This is a genomic window from Streptomyces sp. DvalAA-43 (genome assembly GCF_900091725.1).
Classification (GTDB): Bacteria; Actinomycetota; Actinomycetes; order Streptomycetales; family Streptomycetaceae; genus Streptomyces; species Streptomyces pulveraceus.
Map to the genome: position 1 here is coordinate 50,196 of NZ_FMBW01000012.1, position 17,383 is coordinate 67,578.

Below are 17,383 nucleotides of genomic sequence, written 5' to 3' on the forward strand. Positions count from 1 at the left end.
TGCGAGTGGTGCGGTCTCAGGGAAGCTTCTGACGGATGGGTTCAGTCCGAGGAATGGACCGGACGGTCCGTCGCCGTGTAACCGCCGTCGAGGGGAATGGCTGCGCCCGTGACGAAGTCCGATGCATGGGAGGCGAGATAGACGGCGAGGCCGCCGATATCGGCATCCGAGCCCCACCGCCCGAGCGGAGTGCGGCGCCGGATCTCCTCGCCCCTCGGCAGGTTCGGCAGATCTCCGTTGATGGCGGTGGGGAACCAGCCCGGGAGGATCGCGTTCGCCTGGATGTTGTGCGGGCCCAGTTCGGCGGCCAGCGAACACGTCAGCCCGATGATCCCGGCTTTGGTCGCCGCGTATCCGGCGGATCGGGGATGCCCGAAGGAGGAGTAGACGGATCCGATGTTGATGATCTTTCCGGCTCCGGCCCGGCGCATCTGCGGTGCTGCGTGGCGGGCGCATCTGAGAGTGCCCGTGAGATTGACGGCGACCATCTGATCCCAGGCGGATTGGTCATCCTCCAGGACCGGGGAGTCCAGGTAGACCCCCGCGTTGTTGATGAGGATGTCGGTGCCGCCGTGGTCGCGCTCGATTTCTCGGAAGAACCGACCGACACCGGATTCATCGGTCACGTCGAGGGGGAGGACAGCGAACTCGGATGCGGCGACCTCGTTCTTCGCACGGTCACGACCGGTGACCACGACGGTGGCTCCGGCTGCGTACAGGGCGCGGGCCATCGCAAGGCCGAGTCCCCCGTTGCCTCCGGTGACCACGGCGACCTGCCCGTCCAGAGCGAAGGCGGCACCGAGCGTACGGGGGGTCAAGACGTGACCCCCGCAGTCCGCATGTGGCGCGCGACGACTTCGACGGCGGCGACCACGTCACGGCAGTCCTGGGTCGTCATCGATGCGGACAGCGGAATGTCGACCGTGCGACCGACATGGACGGCGGACGCGGCCAGTGACTCCTCGTCCACCGACCTGTCGAGGAATCGCCAGTTCCAGAACGCACGGACATTGCGATCGACCAGATCTCCGAATGCACGTGCGTCGATCCCCTCTGCCCGCAGCGCCTTCGCGAACCAGGTGGCCTCGGCGCTGTCCTGCCCGCCGACGTGCAGCAGCAGCGCGTCCCCGAGCACCGCGGAGTCGACGGACTGCCGGACCGTGATGCCTTCGACCTCGCGCAACGCCGCGCTGATCCAAGCGTAGTGGGAGGACATCCTCGCCAGCTTGACAGGCAAGGTCTCCAGTTGTGCCGCTGCTATCGCACCCCGGATCTCGTCCATTCTGAAGCTGAACAGCGGCAGGCTCAGATCGTCTAGCGGGAGCTCCCCGAAGTGCCGGCGCACCCTGCCTTCATAGGCACCCGACAGCACCGTGGCGCGGGCCATGAGATCGCGGTCGTCGCTGACGAGGATGCCTCCCTCGCCGCTGTTGATGCTCTTGTCGGACTGGGTGCTGAAGGCGCCGGCGGGGCCGTACGTCCCCAGGAACCTACCCCGCAGCTGCAACCCCATGGCCGGAACCGCATCCTCGAAGACCGGAACGCCGGCCTCGGCGGCGAGGGAGAGGATGGCGTCCACGTCCTCGGCGAAGCCGCGCATATGGACGACCATGACGGCGTCGACCCCCGGAAGTGCCTGCCGCAGCGCGTCAAGATCGATGTGCAGGTTCTCGTCCACCGGCACCAGGACCGGTTCGGCGCCTGCCAGGACGATCGCGCTCGGTGTGGCAGCGAAGGTGAAGACCGGGCAGGCGACCCGGGAGCCGGCCCCGATTCCCGCGGCCATCAGACTCAGGGCGAGTGCGGTGGTCCCGCTGGACACGGCCAGTGCGTGCGAGCTTCCGAAGTAGCTCTGTGCCAGGTCTTCGAGCCTGCCCACTTCGGTCTCGGCGTGTGACCGTGTGTCGTAGCGGAACAGCCTTCTGCTGCGGATCACACGGAGGGCGGCTACCTCGTCGGCAGGCCCGATGAAGGCATCGCCCTTGTCGTAGGTGGGCCACGGAGCCGTGCGGATGGGTGTCCCGCCGTACATGGCCAGAGATCGATCGGGCGCCACCGTCACGGCGTCGGCCGTCCAGGCTGTCATGTCACATCCCAGTGATCTGTTCGTAGGTGTGGGCCGCGCGGATGCGCGGAGCATTGCTGTGCGGAGGTACGGGGTACAGGAGGCGGTCACTCCCGCAGGATGCGCAGAGGGACCAGGGTCGAGGCGTTGGCCGCTGTACCGGGGACGGGCCGGCGCACACCGAGAATCACGTGGCACGCGGCAGGCGGTCCGTCCGCAACGGCATCGCCCAGACTCCGGGCCGAGAAGGCCGCCACCAGGGTCATGGCCCCGGACGGAGTCGAGCGCAGGGTCTCGCACCGCGGCCCGTCGACGGTCTCCCGCCCGAGCGTGCAGTCCATCGTCGACACCTCACCGCCGGGCTTCAGGCCCACTTCGTAGACGGGTACTCCGAAGTTGAACAGGAATCGCGTCTCCACGGATCCGTCCTCCGGCTGCGCCGGAGTGATACGGAAGATGACGGCGTCGTCCGTCCAGCACACGCTCACTGAGGCGCGGACGGGGTACAGCTCCCGCCTGTGGGTGAACTCCCCGGAACCGCCCGCACCGAGGGCGAATGACCGCGCGGTGTCCGGATCGGCTCCCGCGCGAAGCTCGACGGCGCCCAGCCGCGATACGTAGCTGTCGATGCCGAGGTGCCGGAGGACGAGGTTGTCGAAGTCCTCGAGCGGCGTGGGCCAGTCGATCGCGGTGGGGTGCGCGTAGTCGGCCCACAGCACTCGCGTATTCCGCAGAGGGAGGCTCATGGCCCATTCGAGTCCGGGAAAACGGAGATCCAGCAGTCGGTGGGCCGCGTGCGCAACGAATGTGACGGCCTCTCGGGCCTGGTATGTGTCGGCCAGCCGACGGAACTCGTCGGTGTCGAAGTCCTCCTCACGGATCACGTCGACGGTGTCGGCGAGCTCTCCCAGCGGCAGATTCGCCAAGCGGTAGCGCCATGCCCGGTTGGAACAGTTCTTGTACAGGTGGGCGCAGGCGATGATCGCGGCAACTTCGGGGCGGAGTACCGCCACACGCCCCTGGGGCAGTTCGATCCAGCGCCACTGTCCGGACAGGTCCTCGTAGTCGATCAGCGCCGCGATCGCGGAAGGCGCATCTCCCCGGGGATCCAGGTCGAACGAATCGGCACCGGCCTGTGCCGGCTGGCTTTCCGCACCGTACGAGAACACGGGGAAACCTCGGTGGATGTCGAGAAGCACCCGCCCGTCCCGGTCCTCGGGATCTCCGAGGACCAGGTATCCGACTTCGTGGAAGCCCGTGTAGCGCGTGAACGGGTGGTACCCGTGCTCCTGGGCGCGCGCGATGAACTCCTGTGGGTCCTGAGGCAGGAGGTCGATGTCGCTGGACCGGTGATGCGGCACCCGGCCACGGGTGTTGACGTGGGGAGTGAACCCCTTGATCAGAAGGGGCGGCGCATCCACGGCGCCGAGGCTCTGGAGGAGCACCACATGGGCGATGTGCTGCTCGGCACGCTCGGCGATCACCCGGTTCAACGACTCCACGGACGCCAGTACTTCCGAGTGGGCGTGCAGGCACTGACAGTCCGCCGGTCAACCTGCCCTCTCCACCCTGCAGTGACCAGAGACGCCAGAGCGATCCTCACCGCCAGGACAGCGATCCTGGGGACCAGTTGGGGACCACACGGTACGCGCGGTGGTGCACGATGCATGCCTGCACGCACAACTCGCGCCCGGATTAGATCCGCTATATCCAGAAAATACCCTTGACCCTTACTCCTGGGGGTCAAGGGGTCGCAGGTTCAAATCCTGTCGTCCCGACTTGTGTTTTCGCAGGTCACAGGCGGTATCGGAGAAATCCGGTACCGCCTTTCCGTGTTCTTGGGGGCCGGTCGGGGGCCACGGGCTCCAGCGGCGCCGTCCTGGTGCCGGCTGGACGGCGAGGGGGAGGGGGTGCGGATGGGGTTGAGGCGTGCGGTGAGGGCGTGGCCGACGTTGGTGGTCCGGGCCATGTCGGGGTGGAGGTGGAGCTGGGTGGTGAGGAGGGAGCCGTGTCCGGCCATTCTGTGGAGGGCGTGGGCGCGGACGTCGGCCTGGATGCGTTCGGCGATCATCGGGCGGATTTCCTCGATGAGGGGGACGTGCGAGCGCTCTGCTGCCATACGGTGAAATAAGCCACCCTAACGGAGTAATGGCAGACAGATGCTGGACTAGTACATTAAGTCTTGTAACGAAGACGGTAAGTGACTGTGCCTGAGATTGCCCATGTCCGAGCGCCCCACGCGGTTTGCCCAGCAGCAGACTCTCGAAGAGGGGTCGACATGGCCGCTTCTGTTTCCCACCTCAACGGCGTGACCAGCTGAGGGAAAACGTAGCTGGTTGACGACCGACGTCATATCAGCCACGGCCCGGTGAGTGATCCGGTAGACGGCCGTCTTCCTCTGCCCGGTTGCGACCGGCTCCGGGGCCGCCGGTATCCCTCAACGGGCCTGCGTCGGCGCGACTTTCGTTCGCTGCGGCCGACGAGCCAGCACACCACCCCCGGGCGCAACGGCGCCGAAGAGGCCTGGCGCACGCCGTCGCTGTCACCACCCCAACCCTCCACCTCACACCAGGAGTTGAACCATGAGTGGATGCGGCTGCAGGCAGTCCCCGATCGTCATCGGCGGCTGTCAGCCCACCGGAGCGGCCTGTCTCCCCGTCGGCGTCCCCTGCCCCGGCTCCAAGCCGTGCCAGCACTGCGAGACGACCCCACTGTGCGATTCCGCACCGTACCGGGTCGCAGTGACCGCCGACAGCACCGACCCGACGCCCTACTACACCCTCGCCAACACCCATGCCGCACTGGACCCTGTCGTCGCCCAGACCATCCTGAACGGCGGTACGGGCACGTTCCCGGCTGACAACGGCACACACGACGGCCAGCACACCTGGCTCGCCGGTGTCCTGCACATCGACCCCGCGTCACTGCGCGGCAACCCCACCAGCCTCACGGTCAGTGCCTCGGTCCAGGTCCACAACGACGGCCCGAACGCGGCCTGCCGGCTCTACGGTCGCTTCGCCCTGTGGAACGGCACGTCCCCGATCCGCACCGATCTCCTCGGCCCACCCAATCTGCCGGCGGGTGGTGACGACAACGGCGTCATCCCACCGACCACCGTGTCCCTCGCGGACGTCCTCGCGGGAAGGATCGTCGTCGAGCTCAACCTCGAAACAGGCAACGACGACACCTGCCGAGTCGGCCCCAAGCAGTGGACCGTCGACAGCTTCGTCCTCACCGTCCAGGCATCCGCCCCGGGCTGCGGCAGGTCGTTCCTCCGTACCACCTGCCGCAACTGCGACGGCGTGATCACATGCACGACCGACACCCTCGACGGCTCGACCCCCTACACCCCGGTCCCGCCGGTCATCCCGGTCGCCTCCTGCCAGGAAGGATGCTCCACCGCCCGGCCCCCGTGCATCTCCACCGACCTGGGCAACGCCATCATCCGGGGCAGCGACGGGTGTCTGTACGCGCCCGACACGCCCGCTCTGGACCCGTCCCCGTGCAACGCCGCGCGGAACACGGCCGGCGGGCTGCTCGTGCCGCGGGTCGACCTGATGGGCATCGCGCCGGGCGGCAACAGCAGCCTCGAACGGTCGGTGGACATCGACATCGCCGAGATGCCCGGCTGCCCCGAAGGGTGGAGGATCGGCGCCCGCCTCACGCCGGTGAGCGCGTTCCTCAACGCCGAGCGGCAGCATGCCGACCTCCTGGCCGAGACCGGTACCGATGTGCCGATCCCCGAGTCCGACATCGTGCTCCCGGAGGCCGGGGTGTACCACATCGACAGCGATGTACGGTACGCGCTCGGTACCGCCACCGGCGGCAGCGGCTACATCATCGGCTGGCTCAGGGACGAGACGACAGGCACCCTCCTGACGAGCTTCACCCAGATCGCGGCGATCAACGCGGCAGGGCAGGAGCAGCAGGGCGGAACCACACACATCATGACCGAGTACACCGTCACGTCCGGCCCCCGGACGGTCCGCCTGCACCTGATGTTCGTCCTCACCGGCGGCAGGATCACGGACGCCGAGGCCGGCGGTACCGACAGCAACGGGGCGACCCGGATGCGTTTCCTCAAAGTCAGGGATTAGGACAGCCCGAGGCTTGGACAAGGACGCGTCACGCCATATCCACGACCTCTCCCGATCAGTCGGCTCTCCTTGGCCAGGACCGTTGCTCGACAACCAGCGAAATCGATGGCACGTCCGGCGGACGAGGCAGTCGACCCCGCGCAGCGTGAACCGCGCGCCGGTACGGCCTCCGCGCAACGAGAACGTCGTCAACGCCCGGCCGTCCTCGGTGAACTCGTACTCCTGGGCCGGGAGATGGATCCTCTTCGCGTGCACCATGTCTTCACTGCGGCATCGGCCCGCCGGTCGGGCCCATGCCATGTGTCATGGATGACCGGATGACAACCCGGACGGGGGCGCCGGTCATGGGTGGGCCATGCTTGCTGCATGACCCACGCACCACTCACCGGGCCGCTGTTCGGGTGTCCCCGCGGCAGCCGGGCGTAGCATGCTCGACGTGGGCGCACGCGATCCGGACGAGTTCTCCGCCGACCGGTGGCCGGACTGGAGTTTCTGGAAGGGCCAGCCGGACAGCCCCGGGGCGCGCGGCCGGGGCCGCGTGGTCGTCGCCACGGCGACGGCGCCGGCTTCCCTCACCTTGATCGCACGTGCCGTGGACATCGCGCACAGCACCAGACCTCCGCTGCTCACCTCGCTCGCCATCGGCCTCGTCGCCTGCTAGGGCATCGGCTGCATGCTGGCGCCCTGGTACGGGCCGATGGCGCTGCGCCGGGGGCGCGTCGCCACCGTGGCGGTGATGTTCCTGCTCGGGGCGGCGCCGACCGTGCTTCTCGCGGCGCCGTACTACCTGACCGATCTGACCTACGCCCTCTCGATCGGGCTCATGCTGCTGCCGCTGCGCCATGCCCTGCTCCTCGGCCTCGGCACGGTGCTGGGGCAGATCGTCTGGATGCGTCTCGCCCAGGGCGAGGTGGCCTGGGCGCAGGCGGCCATCCTCGTCGGCGTGACCGCGGCACTCGGCACCGTCTTCGCGCTCAACTTCACGATCGGTCACCTGCGGACCGCGGGCGAGCAGTTCAGGAGGCTGGCCGTGAACAAGGAACGAGAACAGGTCGCCCGGGACATGCACGATGTTCTCGGTCACAGCCTCTCCACGCTGGCCTGCGCTTCGTGGATCCGGCCCTCGCCGCGGAGGCGCTGGCCGGCGGCGCGAGCCCGCTGACCGGACGCGAGGCGGACGTGCTGCGCGCCGCCTCCGCGGGCGGCACCGTGGCCGACATCGCCAGGGCGCTCCGGCTGTCCCAGGGCACCGTGCGCAACCACCTGTCGTCGGCGATCGGCAAGACGCGGGCCCGTACCCGCGCCGAGGCGGCCCGGCTCGCGGAGACACAACGGCTGGCTGTGATCGCCGCGCCGGTGGAGCGACTCGCACAGGTGTCGCAGGCGTCCCGGGGATCGGAGGCGGCTGACGTTGCCGGTGAGCCGGCGTGCGGGCTCCGCTGGAGATCGGCCCGGCGTTCGTAGCGCGGATGCGCTGGCGCTTCCAGCAAGGGCGGGCGCCGTGTGGCGTCGTTGTCGTCCCCGCCGTATCGAGGTTCCGGCAGTCGTGCCTGCCGCTGTGCCCGACGGGATCGAGCCCGGCGGTGCCGTGTGCGTAGCCACCCAAAGCATGTGATGTTCAAATGTCTGATGTTTGTGTACGGTGTCTCCATGAAACGCATCAGTGCACCGCGGCGGACGGCCAGCCTGTCCGCTCAGCTCGTGGACAGTCTCCGCTCGCACATCGAGTCGGGCGGGTGGCCGGTGGGGACGCGGATCCCGCCGGAGCAGGCCCTCATAGAGGAGCTCGGGGTCGGGCGCAGCACGCTGCGGGAGGCGATCGGTGCGCTGGTGCACCTGGGTCTGTTGGAGCCCCGGGCCGGGGACGGCACCTATGTCCGTTCATCGAGTGAGCTCCAGTCGGTCATGGTGCGGCGGGCGAGTTCCGCGCAGCGGGACAACGTGCTGGAGCTGCGGACCGTTCTGGAGGAGTACGCCTCGGGAGCCGCGGCCCTGCGCCGCAGCGAGAGCCAGTTGCAGCAGTTGCAGCAGCTGCTGGCCGACGCCGACGCGGCCTGCGCCGGTGAGGACACGTCCGCGGCCACGAGCGTCGACGCGCTGTTCCACCGGGCCGTGGTCCGGGCGAGCGGGAACGACCTGCTGATCGAGGTGTACGACCACCTCGGTACGGCGCTCACCTCGTCCCCGGGGGGTCTGCCGTGGGACGCCGTCCACGCCGAGGAGCACGCCCGTCTGCACCGGCGGCTCGTGGACGCGATCGAGGCCCGGGACCAGGGTGGCGCCCGCGACGCGGCTGCCGCGATCGTCCAGCTCACCCGCGACCACGAGACCCGTACGCCACGAGCAGCGGAGGACCGGTGAGTTCGAGGCCGGCTTCGATGTCCCGTCAGCATTCCGCCTCCGGATCACCCGCCGCCGAGCCCGCCCGGCCCGCCGTGTCGGTCGGGCTCGTCATCGCCATCTGTCTCGTGGCGGCGAACCTGCGCACCACCCTCACCGGTGTCGGCGCACTGCTGCCGGAGATCGAGCACGGCAGCGGTCTGACATCGAGCTGGGGCGGGCTGCTGAGCACCCTCCCGCTGCTGACGTTCGCCGCGACATCGCCCCTGGTCGCCCGCGCCTCCCACCGGTTGGGCAGCGCACGCCTGCTGGTGGCGGCGCTCGGTGTGCTGGCCGTCGGGACGGTGGTCCGCTCCCTTCCCTCCGTCATCTGCCTGTTCGCCGGAACGGTGATCCTCTCCGCGGCCATCGCGTTCGGCAACGTGCTGCTGCCCGCTCTGATCAGGCGGAGCGTGCCCGCACACCGCATCCAGGCCGTCAGCGCTCTCTACGTGACCGTCATGGGCCTCATGGCCGCGGTCTCCTCCGGGGTCTCCGCGCCGCTGGCCCACACCGTGCCGGGCTCCTGGCGCACCGCGCTGGCCTGGGGCATCGCCTTCACCGTCGCGGCCTTCCTCGCCTGGCTGCCCCGGATACGGGGCGACAAGCCACAGGAGTCCACCGGCGCGGCCCACAGCCCGGTGCCCTGGCGGTCGCGGCTCGCCTGGCAGGTCACCTTCTTCATGGGCCTGCAGTCCCTGGCCTTCTACACCGCCGTCGCGTGGCTGCCCAGCATCCTGATCGACCGCGGCACGAGCAGCACCACGGCCGGATGGATGCTCTTCTACTACCAGGTGGTGTCCCTGGCGGCCAGCAGCCTCCTGCCCGTGCTCACCCGGGGCCGGCACGACCAGCGCTGGACCGCGGCCGGGGCCTCGGTCCTCGTGGCAGGCGGCTTCACCGTACTGGTCGCCGCCCCCGCGCTGTCCGTCCTGGCATGCACCCTGCTCGGACTCGGCGGCGGCGCGTGCCTCGTCCTCGCGCTGACCTTCCAGAGCCAGCGCGCCGGCAGCTCCGGCGAAGCCGCCGCACTGGCGGGCATGGCACAGTCCATCGGCTACCTCGTGGCGGCGGCCGGGCCCCTCGTCCTGGGCATCCTGCACGACACCACGCACAGCTGGACGCTTCCGCTCACCGTCCTGGCCGTCCTCGGCATCGCCACGGCGGTCGCCGGACACGGTGCCGGACAGGACCGCCACATACATCAGCCCTCCCGCTGACACGACCGCCCTGCCCGCACGGCAACACCGTCCACCTGAACACGTCTGCACGGCCGCGAAGAAGATCACACATGCCCCGCTCCCGACTCCTAACCGACGAGTTCGACGCACGTACCGGCCGACGAAGCGTCCATCTGTACGCGACCGACGCCCAGTTCCCTGACACCGCGCCCCTGGACGCCGTCACCGAGGCGATCCGGCGGCCCGGACCGCCGCTCGTCGCCCTGGTGGCCACGGTGATGGAGGGGTACGCGGATCGTCCCGCCCTCGGCGAGCGTGCCACGGAGCCGGTCACCGACCCGGACACGGGCCGCACCACGCTGCGCCTCCTGGAGCGGTTCGACACGCTCATCTACGGCGAATTCCGGGAACGGGTCGGTGCTGTGGCCTCCGAGTGGCGCCACCATCCCGAACATGCCCTGGAACCGGGCGACTTCGTCGCCGTCATCGGTCCCACGAGCGCCGAATACACCGTGGTGGATCTGGCCTGCGTCCGCTCCGGCGCGGTGTCCGTCCCACTCCAGGCCGGTGCCTCGGCGGAACACCTGGCCCCTATGGTCGAGCAGACCGGACCGCGCCTGCTCGTGGTGCACATCGACCACCTGGAGGTCGCGGTCGAGCCGGCGGCGAACGCCCCCCTCACTGGGCAGGATCATCGTCATCGGCCACCGCGCCGAAGTCACGACCCACCAGGAGGAATGGGACTCCGCACGCGCCCGGCTCGCGGCGCGGGACCGGGGCATGACGCTGGACACGCTGGCGTCGGTCATCGACCGAGGAAAGGACACTGCCGTCGCTCCCGCAGGTCCCCGACGGGTCGGCGCCCGACGCGCTCAGCGCACTGATCTACACCTCGGGCAGTACCGGCCTCCTCAAGGGCGCCGTGTACACCGAACGTCTGGTCAGGCAGTTCTGGGTCGACCTCGTACCCGGTCAAGGGGTTCGGCCCTCCATCGCGCTGAACTACCTGACCCTGAGTCACATGATGGGCAGGGGCATGTTGTTCGGCACGCCCGCCAAGGGGGGCCTCGCCTGCTTCGCGGCGTCCAGCGATCTGCCGACGCTCTTCGAGGACCTCTCCCTGGTCCGTGCCACCGAGTTCCTCATGGTTCCCCGCATCTCCGACGTGCTCTTCCAGCACTACCGCGCCGAGTTGTCCCGACGGACCGGGACGGATGGCGGTGCGGCCGGGCCGGCGGAGCAGCTCATGGAGGAGCTGCGGGAGAAGGTCATGGGCGGCCGCCTCCTGTGGGCCGTCAGCGCCTCGGCCCCGCCGAGCGCCGAGACGACGGCATTCGTCGAGGACTGCCTCCGCGTCAGGCTGCTCGACGGCTACGGGTCGACGGAAGGAGGGATCATCTCCCTCGACGGCCGGGTGCTGCGCCCGCCGGTGACCGACCACAAGCCGGCCGACGTACCCGAGCTGGGATACTTCGGCACCGACTCGCCGTACCCCAGGGGCGAACTGCTGATCAAGTCGGACCTGCTCGTCCCCGGTTACTTCCGTCGCCCGGACGCCACCACCGAGGTCCTCGACGAGGACGGCTTCTACCGTACGGGCGACATCATGGCCCGCGTCGGCCCCGACGAACTGAGGTACGTCGACCGCCGCTTCAACGTCGTCAAGCTGTCCCAGGGCGAATTCGTCACCGTCTCCCGCCTGGAGGCGCTCTTCAACGGCACTCCGGCCGTCCGGCAGACCTTCCTGTACGGCAACAGCGCCCGCGCCTCTCTGCTCGCGGTCGTCGTGCCGACGGAGGTCGCCCTCGACGGTGCCGCCGGGGACGCCAGGCGCCTCAGGGCGATCCTGCGGGAGTCCCTGCGAGAACTCGCCGCCGAGGCGGGACTGAACTCGTGCGAGATCCCACGGGATCTCCTCGTCGAGAGCGAGCCGTTCACTCAGGAGAACGGGTTGCTCTCCTGAGTGCGCAAGCCGTTGCGACCCGCCCTGACGAGGCGATACGGCGAGCGTCTCGAAGCGCTGTACGCCGAGTTGTCCGACCGGGAGGCCGACGAACCGCGGGCACTGCGTGAGGCCGGCACCGACCAGCCGGTAGCGGCGACCGTGCTCCGGGCCGCGCAAGCACTTCTCGGGCAGGAAGAGGGTGAGGTGGAGCCCGGCACACGCTTCACCGAACTCGGCGGTGACAGCCTCACGGCGCTGTCGTTCTCCCAGTTGCTGAAGGAGATCCACCACGTCGACGTCCCTGTCGACGTGGTCATCAACCCGGTCAACTCGCTGCGCCAGGTGGCCGATCACATCGAGCGGGCCCGGCGCCTGCTGTGACATGAGCGGTGCGTACGTCGGGGGAGCCTGGCCCGTCCGTGCCGGCCGGTGCGGACCTCGCTCCGGACCTTGGAAGTCATCGCATTTGGCGAGTCGGCGGTAGTAGTAGCCCTTGCCGGAGTGGAGCTTGCCCGCCCCGCGCCGGCGAGGGCCGCGGCGGGACCGGATGGGCGGGATGCCCAGTCGCTCCCGACGGGCCGAACGACGCGGAAGGCAACTGCTGCCACAGGCAGCCCGACGTGGCCACGAACACGATCGCGGCCAGCACCTCACGGTCGCCGTGCCGACGCCGCCCACCATCCTGAGGCCGCGACGGCGCCTGCGGCGCCACCCGCTGGAACAACTCCCACCACTCATCCGGCACCAGCCGCTCAACGATTCCCATGACCAACGGACTTCCGAGTCAGCCAGACGAGATGACCTCCAGGTCCGTTTCCAGTAGTGGCCTCGTCCGGGTCGGGCGAGGAAGCCTTGGCGGGCGAGGCGGCTGTGGGTGACGTTCATGTCCGGGGCGTCGGTGGGCAGGCCGAGTGCCGTGCCGTGCACGATCTGCTGGTAGGCGGTGCCTTGGTCGTGAGGACCGAACCGAGATCGGATATTCGGTGTTCTGCCCGCCCCGCGAGGACACAGGATGGTGCCATGACTTTGGCCACCCCCGTACTGCACACCGCTCGCCTGCGGCTGCGCCCCCTCACCGACGCCGACGCGGACCGTCTCTTCGCGATGCACAGCAACACCTACGTGATGCGCTACTGGGACTCCCCGCCGTGGAACGAACGGGCCCGCGCCGAGCGCTTCATCGCGATGTGCCGGACGATGGCGGACGAAGGCACCGGGGCGCGGGCGGCCATCGACCGTGCTTCTGACGGGGCCTTCGTCGGCTGGTGCGGTCTCACCGGCTGGAACCCGGACTACCGCAGCGCGTCGTTGGGCTATGTCCTCGACGAAGCGATGTGGGGCCACGGCTACGCGACGGAGGCCGCGCACGCCTTGCTGCGGTGGGCATTCGACACACTGGATCTGAATCGAGTTCAGGCCGAGACCGATACGCGCAACGTGGCATCTGCCCGGGTCCTGGAGAAGATCGGATTCATGCGTGAAGGGACGTTGCGGGAAGACTGCGTCGTGAACGGCGAGGTATCCGACTCGTGGGTGTTCGGATTGATCAGGCGGGAGTGGCGTCGGCGGCCGTGCCGATCCCAGCCCGCGAAGAGCGGCTTTGAGTCCGTTTCCGGCAGCGGCCGCGTCCGGGTTGAGTGAGGAAGCCTTGACGGGTGAGGCGTCCAAGGCGGCTGCGGGTGACATTCATGGCCGGGTCTTGGGCGGGCATGCCAAGGAGTGTTGCTTGTACGGCCGTGAACGGCACACCCGTTGCGGTCACAGGCGGCGCGGACGGGACAGTGCGCATCTGGCAACTCCATACAGGCCGTTCCACCACCCTCTCGGGACCCGCTGTCGGGTCACTCGCCCTCTCCGGCCAAGGGCACCTACTCCTGGGAATGCGCAAGGACCTGGCCGTCTACTTCGGGACAGGTCCGTGCTCTTCGGAAAGGACTGCCGCAGCAACCCATTCGTACTCACTTTCGTGCCGCGTTGCCACGGGCTGTGCGCGTACACGAGGTAGATCTCAAGGCCGGTTTCGACGCGGAGCCGGGCATGCTGTGTCTTGTTGGCGACCATCCGCTGCCGGCGTCGCTCGCGCTGCCCTCGACCGCCACTGTCGCCGTCGAAATCGCCCCGAAGCCCGCCCTCCCGTCCACCGAGCCGCCCGCGCCGCTCCCCAATCCGGTGCCGTGCGGGGCATGCGGCGTTTCATGTCCGCCGTGGCCACGGGAAAAAGGGGAGCTGATCGCTGTATTCGGCGTACCTGTGATCAGTGAAACCCGCCCGTTCCGTTAGCATGTTCGAGCTCGCAACGATCACATTGAAATATGACAAAGCAGCTGAAATTGATATCTACGGTAACGCGAATGGTTTCGCGAATAGACGGCAGAACCAGGTTCGCTGCATGGCGTCAACCACGCGTCATGCTGTGGGTCGCGGTGAGTGTGACGGCCCTCGGATTCCTCATTGCACTGGAGGTCGCCGCTCGTCGGTACGGCGAGCCGGGGCCGATCACCGACCAGGCGCGAGAGGTGCTTTTCGCCCCCAAATCGGGGACGGTGCTGTACGTCAGTATGGCGTTGATGATGGTGGTGCTCACCTGGCGGCAGCGGTTCATCGCGGTCGGCGCCGCGATCGGCATCGACATCGTCTTCTGGCTCGTGCGGTGGGCGGTCGACGCCGAGATGATGTTCGGCAACGGCGCGTTGTGGGTGACTTTGGCCTGTGCCGTCATCGCTGTCACGCGCCGCACCGGCCGGGACCGTGTCCTGCTGCTGAAAGGCGTCGGACTGGCCCTGCTGCTGGTGGCCGGCCGCAAGACCGGCTACACCTGGCTGCTGATCACGTCGAAGACCCGCCCGGCGGTGCTCGACCAGTACGTGGCGACCGCCGATCATGCGTTGGGCAACCCGTCGTGGGTGGTGGGCCGGATGGTCGCGGCGACCGGCACGGTCGGCGCCCACGTTCTCGAATGGGTCTACATCCAGCTCGCGGTGGCCGCGGTCGTCGTCACGCTGTACCAGCTGCGCAACGTGGCGGTCGAGCGTCGCTTCCCGGGCCACCATCTGGTGCGTACCTTTCTGGTCATCGGCCTGCTCGGGCCGGCCATCTACATGATCTTCCCGGTGGTCGGACCGATCTTCGCCTACGGCGCGGACGGGGGGCACTGGGCGGTGGCGGACCTGTGGCCGGACACGCCGCCGCCGGTCGGTGCCCCGCACTCGATGCTCTTCGACGAGATCACCCCGCGCAATTGCATGCCCAGTCTGCACACGGCGTGGGCCACCGCGATCTTCGTTCATTCCCGCAAGGGGCCGCTGATCCTGCGAATCGCGGGCGCGTTCTGGCTGATCGCCACACTCGGTGCAACGCTGGGCTTCGGCTACCACTACGGCGCGGACATCGTCGCCGGTGTGGTGTTCACGCTCACGATCGAGACGGCGCTGCGCTCGCTCGACCGCGGCTGGGACTGGTCGGGAATCCAGCTGGTCGTCTACGGCGCCGCGGTCTTCGCCGGGCTCTTGGCGTCGTATCGCTATCTGTCGGTGGAGATGGCCGGACATCCGTGGGTGTTCGGGCCGCTGCTCATTCTGGCGATGACCTCAGTGATCTACGGCTACGTACGGACCACCAAGCTGTGGGACCGGAAGGCCGCGTCGGCGTATCTCCCGGAACCGCGACGCGAACCGCAGCCCGAACCGCAGCCCGAACCGGCTTGAGTCATGTTGCAGCGGGTCATGGGCTGAGCGCCTCCCGGGTGGGGCCGGGAGCGTGGCCGAGCGCTGTGGCCGGCGACTGTCCGCTGTCGACGTCGCTCGCGCTGCCTTCGGCATCGCCGCGGTCGCCGTCCATGGAGGCCCGGACGCATGGGGCATGGGGCCGGTGAAGGACTTCATCTCGAAGATGAAGTCCCCCGATGTCCGCGCCGGGTACTTGTCGCCCGACCAGTACCGACCTCCAGGGGCGACCGTGAGAGGCGGCCTTTCGTGCGTTCGGGGCCCGGTGGCCGAGCGGGGCCCAGGCCGGGAGACGGTCAATACGCGGCGCGGTCCGAGCGCGGCGCGGCCCCGTGTCGGCGGGTGATGTTCCAGAATTGCCGTGATGTCCCATATCGATGTGTGGCAGGCCCTCGGGACGGAACGGAGCACACCCCATGGCGACGCACCCCCCGACCCCACCCGCATCGATGCCCGACCGGGCGCTCTGCCTGGTGACCGGTGCCAGCGGCTACATCGGCGGCAGGCTCGTCCCCGAGCTGCTCGACGCCGGCCACCGGGTGCGCTGCCTCGCCCGCACCCCGGCGAACCTCCGGGGCCATCCCTGGGCGGACCGCGTCGAGGTGGTCAAGGGGGACGTCACCGACGCGGCGAGCCTGCGACAGGCGTTCCGCGACGTGGACGTGGCGTACTACCTCGTGCACTCCCTGGGCTCCGGGCACGGTTTCGAGGAGACCGACCGGCGGGCCGCCCGGACCTTCGCCGAACAGGCCCGCGCCGCCGGGGTGCGCCGCATCGTCTACCTCGGCGGCCTCACCCCGGCGGACGTCCCCGAGCGGGAGCTCTCCCCGCATCTGCGCTCACGGGCCGAGGTCGGCCGGATCCTGCTCGACTCCGCGGTCCCCGCCACCGTCCTGCGGGCCGCCGTCGTGATCGGCTCCGGCTCCGCCTCCTTCGAGATGCTCCGCTACCTCACCGAACGGCTGCCCGTGATGGTGACGCCGAGCTGGGTCGGGACCCGCGTCCAGCCCATCGCCGTACGCGACGTGCTGCGCTACCTCGTCGGCAGCGCGACCATGCCGCCGGACGTCAACCGGAGATTCGACATCGGCGGCCCGGACACCCTCACCTACCGGGACATGATGGTCCGTTACGCGGCGGTCGCCGGACTGCCCCGGCGGCTCATCCTGCCGGTCCCCATGCTCACCCCGCGCCTGTCCAGCCACTGGATCGGCCTCGTCACCCCCGTGCCCGCCGCCCTCGCCCGCCCGCTCGCCGAGTCCCTGCGGTACGAGGTCGTCTGCGCCGAGCACGACATCGCCGCGTACGTACCCGACCCGCCCGGCGCCCCGGTCTCCTTCGACAGGGCCCTGGCCCTCGCCCTTCAACGGGTCCAGGAGGCCCGGGTCACCACCCGCTGGTCCTCCGCCTCGCTGCCCGGCGCCCCCAGTGATCCGCTGCCCACCGACCCCGACTGGGCGGGCGGCAGCCTCTACACCGATGAACGCGAACGGGCCGTCGACGCCGACCCGCACGCCCTGTGGCAGGTCATCGAGGGCATCGGCGGGGAGAACGGCTGGTACTCCTTCCCACTGGCCTGGGCCGTACGCGGCTGGCTCGACCGGCTCGTCGGCGGAGTGGGGCTGCGCCGTGGCCGACGCGACGCACAACGGCTCCGGGTCGGCGACGCGCTCGACTTCTGGCGGGTCGAGGAGATCGAGCGGGGGAGCCTGCTCCGGCTGCGCGCCGAGATGCGACTGCCCGGTCTCGCCTGGCTGGAGATGCGCACCGAGCAGGACGGCGCCGGGCGGACCCGCTACCGCCAGCGCGCCCTCTTCCACCCGCGGGGTCTCGCGGGGCAGTTGTACTGGTGGAGCGTGGCGCCGTTCCACGCCGTCGTCTTCGGCGGCATGGCGCGGAACATCGCACGGACCGCCGAAAGGACCGCCGAGGCGAAGGGCGGCGCACCGGGTGCGAGGCCCCCGCGTTCCGCCCGGTGACCGATCCCCGGAGTG

General features: G+C 69.3%; 15 protein-coding genes and 3 pseudogenes. 12 read left to right on the plus strand and 6 right to left on the minus strand.

Annotation, left to right across the window (positions count from 1 at the left end; genetic code table 11):
• Positions 1-41: 41 nt before the first annotated feature.
• The 4 genes from GA0115234_RS02325 to GA0115234_RS02340 all read right to left on the minus strand — a co-directional run bounded on the left by GA0115234_RS02325 (position 42) and on the right by GA0115234_RS02340 (position 4,184).
• The gene (locus GA0115234_RS02325) at positions 42-818 is read right to left on the minus strand and encodes an SDR family NAD(P)-dependent oxidoreductase (RefSeq protein ID WP_202553281.1); all 777 of its coding nucleotides are present in this window, start codon (positions 816-818) and stop codon (positions 42-44) included.
• The gene (locus GA0115234_RS02330; protein WP_093539133.1) at positions 815-2,086 is read right to left on the minus strand and encodes a DegT/DnrJ/EryC1/StrS family aminotransferase; all 1,272 of its coding nucleotides are present in this window, start codon (positions 2,084-2,086) and stop codon (positions 815-817) included. Before GA0115234_RS02330 ends, GA0115234_RS02325 begins: the two co-directional genes overlap by 4 nt.
• 86 nt (positions 2,087-2,172) lie before the next feature.
• Positions 2,173-3,597, minus strand: a complete 1,425-nt coding sequence (locus GA0115234_RS02335; RefSeq protein ID WP_093539134.1) for a nucleotidyltransferase family protein — start codon at positions 3,595-3,597, stop codon at positions 2,173-2,175.
• Positions 3,598-3,824: 227 nt separating this feature from the next.
• Positions 3,825-4,184, minus strand: a complete 360-nt coding sequence (locus tag GA0115234_RS02340) for a hypothetical protein (protein WP_141718374.1) — start codon at positions 4,182-4,184, stop codon at positions 3,825-3,827.
• A gap of 622 nt (positions 4,185-4,806) precedes the next feature.
• On the opposite strand from GA0115234_RS02340, the gene GA0115234_RS02345 reads away from it, so the two are divergent.
• The 9 genes and pseudogenes from GA0115234_RS02345 to GA0115234_RS02380 all read left to right on the plus strand — a co-directional run bounded on the left by GA0115234_RS02345 (position 4,807) and on the right by GA0115234_RS02380 (position 12,048).
• Entirely contained in the window at positions 4,807-6,162 is a 1,356-nt protein-coding gene (locus tag GA0115234_RS02345; RefSeq protein WP_256088560.1) for a hypothetical protein, read from the plus strand.
• A gap of 436 nt (positions 6,163-6,598) precedes the next feature.
• The gene (locus tag GA0115234_RS43125; protein ID WP_237541024.1) at positions 6,599-6,823 is read left to right on the plus strand and encodes a hypothetical protein; all 225 of its coding nucleotides are present in this window, start codon (positions 6,599-6,601) and stop codon (positions 6,821-6,823) included.
• 228 nt (positions 6,824-7,051) lie between these two features.
• A complete protein-coding gene (locus GA0115234_RS44240) occupies positions 7,052-7,324 on the plus strand; it encodes a histidine kinase (protein ID WP_343335929.1) in 273 nt (90 codons plus the stop codon).
• Positions 7,252-7,507: pseudogene (locus GA0115234_RS02355) on the plus strand (helix-turn-helix transcriptional regulator); the annotation flags it as partial. The gene GA0115234_RS44240 and the pseudogene GA0115234_RS02355, both read left to right, overlap by 73 nt.
• A gap of 305 nt (positions 7,508-7,812) precedes the next feature.
• Positions 7,813-8,523 carry a FadR/GntR family transcriptional regulator gene (locus GA0115234_RS02360; protein WP_093539262.1) on the plus strand — a complete coding sequence of 237 codons (711 nt, stop codon included), beginning with the start codon at positions 7,813-7,815 and terminating at the stop codon, positions 8,521-8,523.
• Between the two features lie 17 nt (positions 8,524-8,540).
• Positions 8,541-9,761, plus strand: a complete 1,221-nt coding sequence (locus tag GA0115234_RS02365; protein WP_202553282.1) for a CynX/NimT family MFS transporter — start codon at positions 8,541-8,543, stop codon at positions 9,759-9,761.
• Positions 9,762-10,000: 239 nt separating this feature from the next.
• Entirely contained in the window at positions 10,001-10,606 is a 606-nt protein-coding gene (locus tag GA0115234_RS02370; protein WP_237541038.1) for an AMP-binding protein, read from the plus strand.
• Entirely contained in the window at positions 10,606-11,685 is a 1,080-nt protein-coding gene (locus GA0115234_RS02375) for an AMP-binding protein (RefSeq protein WP_256088580.1), read from the plus strand. Before GA0115234_RS02370 ends, GA0115234_RS02375 begins: the two co-directional genes overlap by 1 nt.
• A complete protein-coding gene (locus GA0115234_RS02380; protein ID WP_093539140.1) occupies positions 11,686-12,048 on the plus strand; it encodes an acyl carrier protein in 363 nt (120 codons plus the stop codon).
• Positions 12,049-12,229: 181 nt separating this feature from the next.
• On the opposite strand, the pseudogene GA0115234_RS02385 reads toward GA0115234_RS02380, so the two are convergent.
• Positions 12,230-12,439: pseudogene (locus GA0115234_RS02385) on the minus strand (transposase); the annotation flags it as partial.
• 248 nt (positions 12,440-12,687) lie between these two features.
• Here GA0115234_RS02385 and GA0115234_RS02390 point away from each other — a divergent pair.
• Positions 12,688-13,308, plus strand: coding sequence for a GNAT family N-acetyltransferase (locus GA0115234_RS02390; protein WP_093539141.1), 621 nt, complete (start codon positions 12,688-12,690; stop codon positions 13,306-13,308).
• Between the two features lie 267 nt (positions 13,309-13,575).
• On the opposite strand, the pseudogene GA0115234_RS44245 reads toward GA0115234_RS02390, so the two are convergent.
• Positions 13,576-13,710: pseudogene (locus GA0115234_RS44245) on the minus strand (IS30 family transposase); the annotation flags it as partial.
• A 365-nt stretch (positions 13,711-14,075) separates the two neighbouring features.
• Here GA0115234_RS44245 and GA0115234_RS02400 point away from each other — a divergent pair.
• On the plus strand, positions 14,076-15,371 hold the full coding sequence (locus tag GA0115234_RS02400) for a phosphatase PAP2 family protein (protein WP_093539143.1): 1,296 nt from the start codon (positions 14,076-14,078) through the stop codon (positions 15,369-15,371).
• Between the two features lie 434 nt (positions 15,372-15,805).
• Positions 15,806-17,368: an SDR family oxidoreductase gene (locus GA0115234_RS02405; RefSeq protein WP_093539144.1), complete on the plus strand. Its 1,563-nt coding sequence runs from the start codon at positions 15,806-15,808 to the stop codon at positions 17,366-17,368.
• The last annotated feature ends 15 nt before the right edge of the window (positions 17,369-17,383 follow it).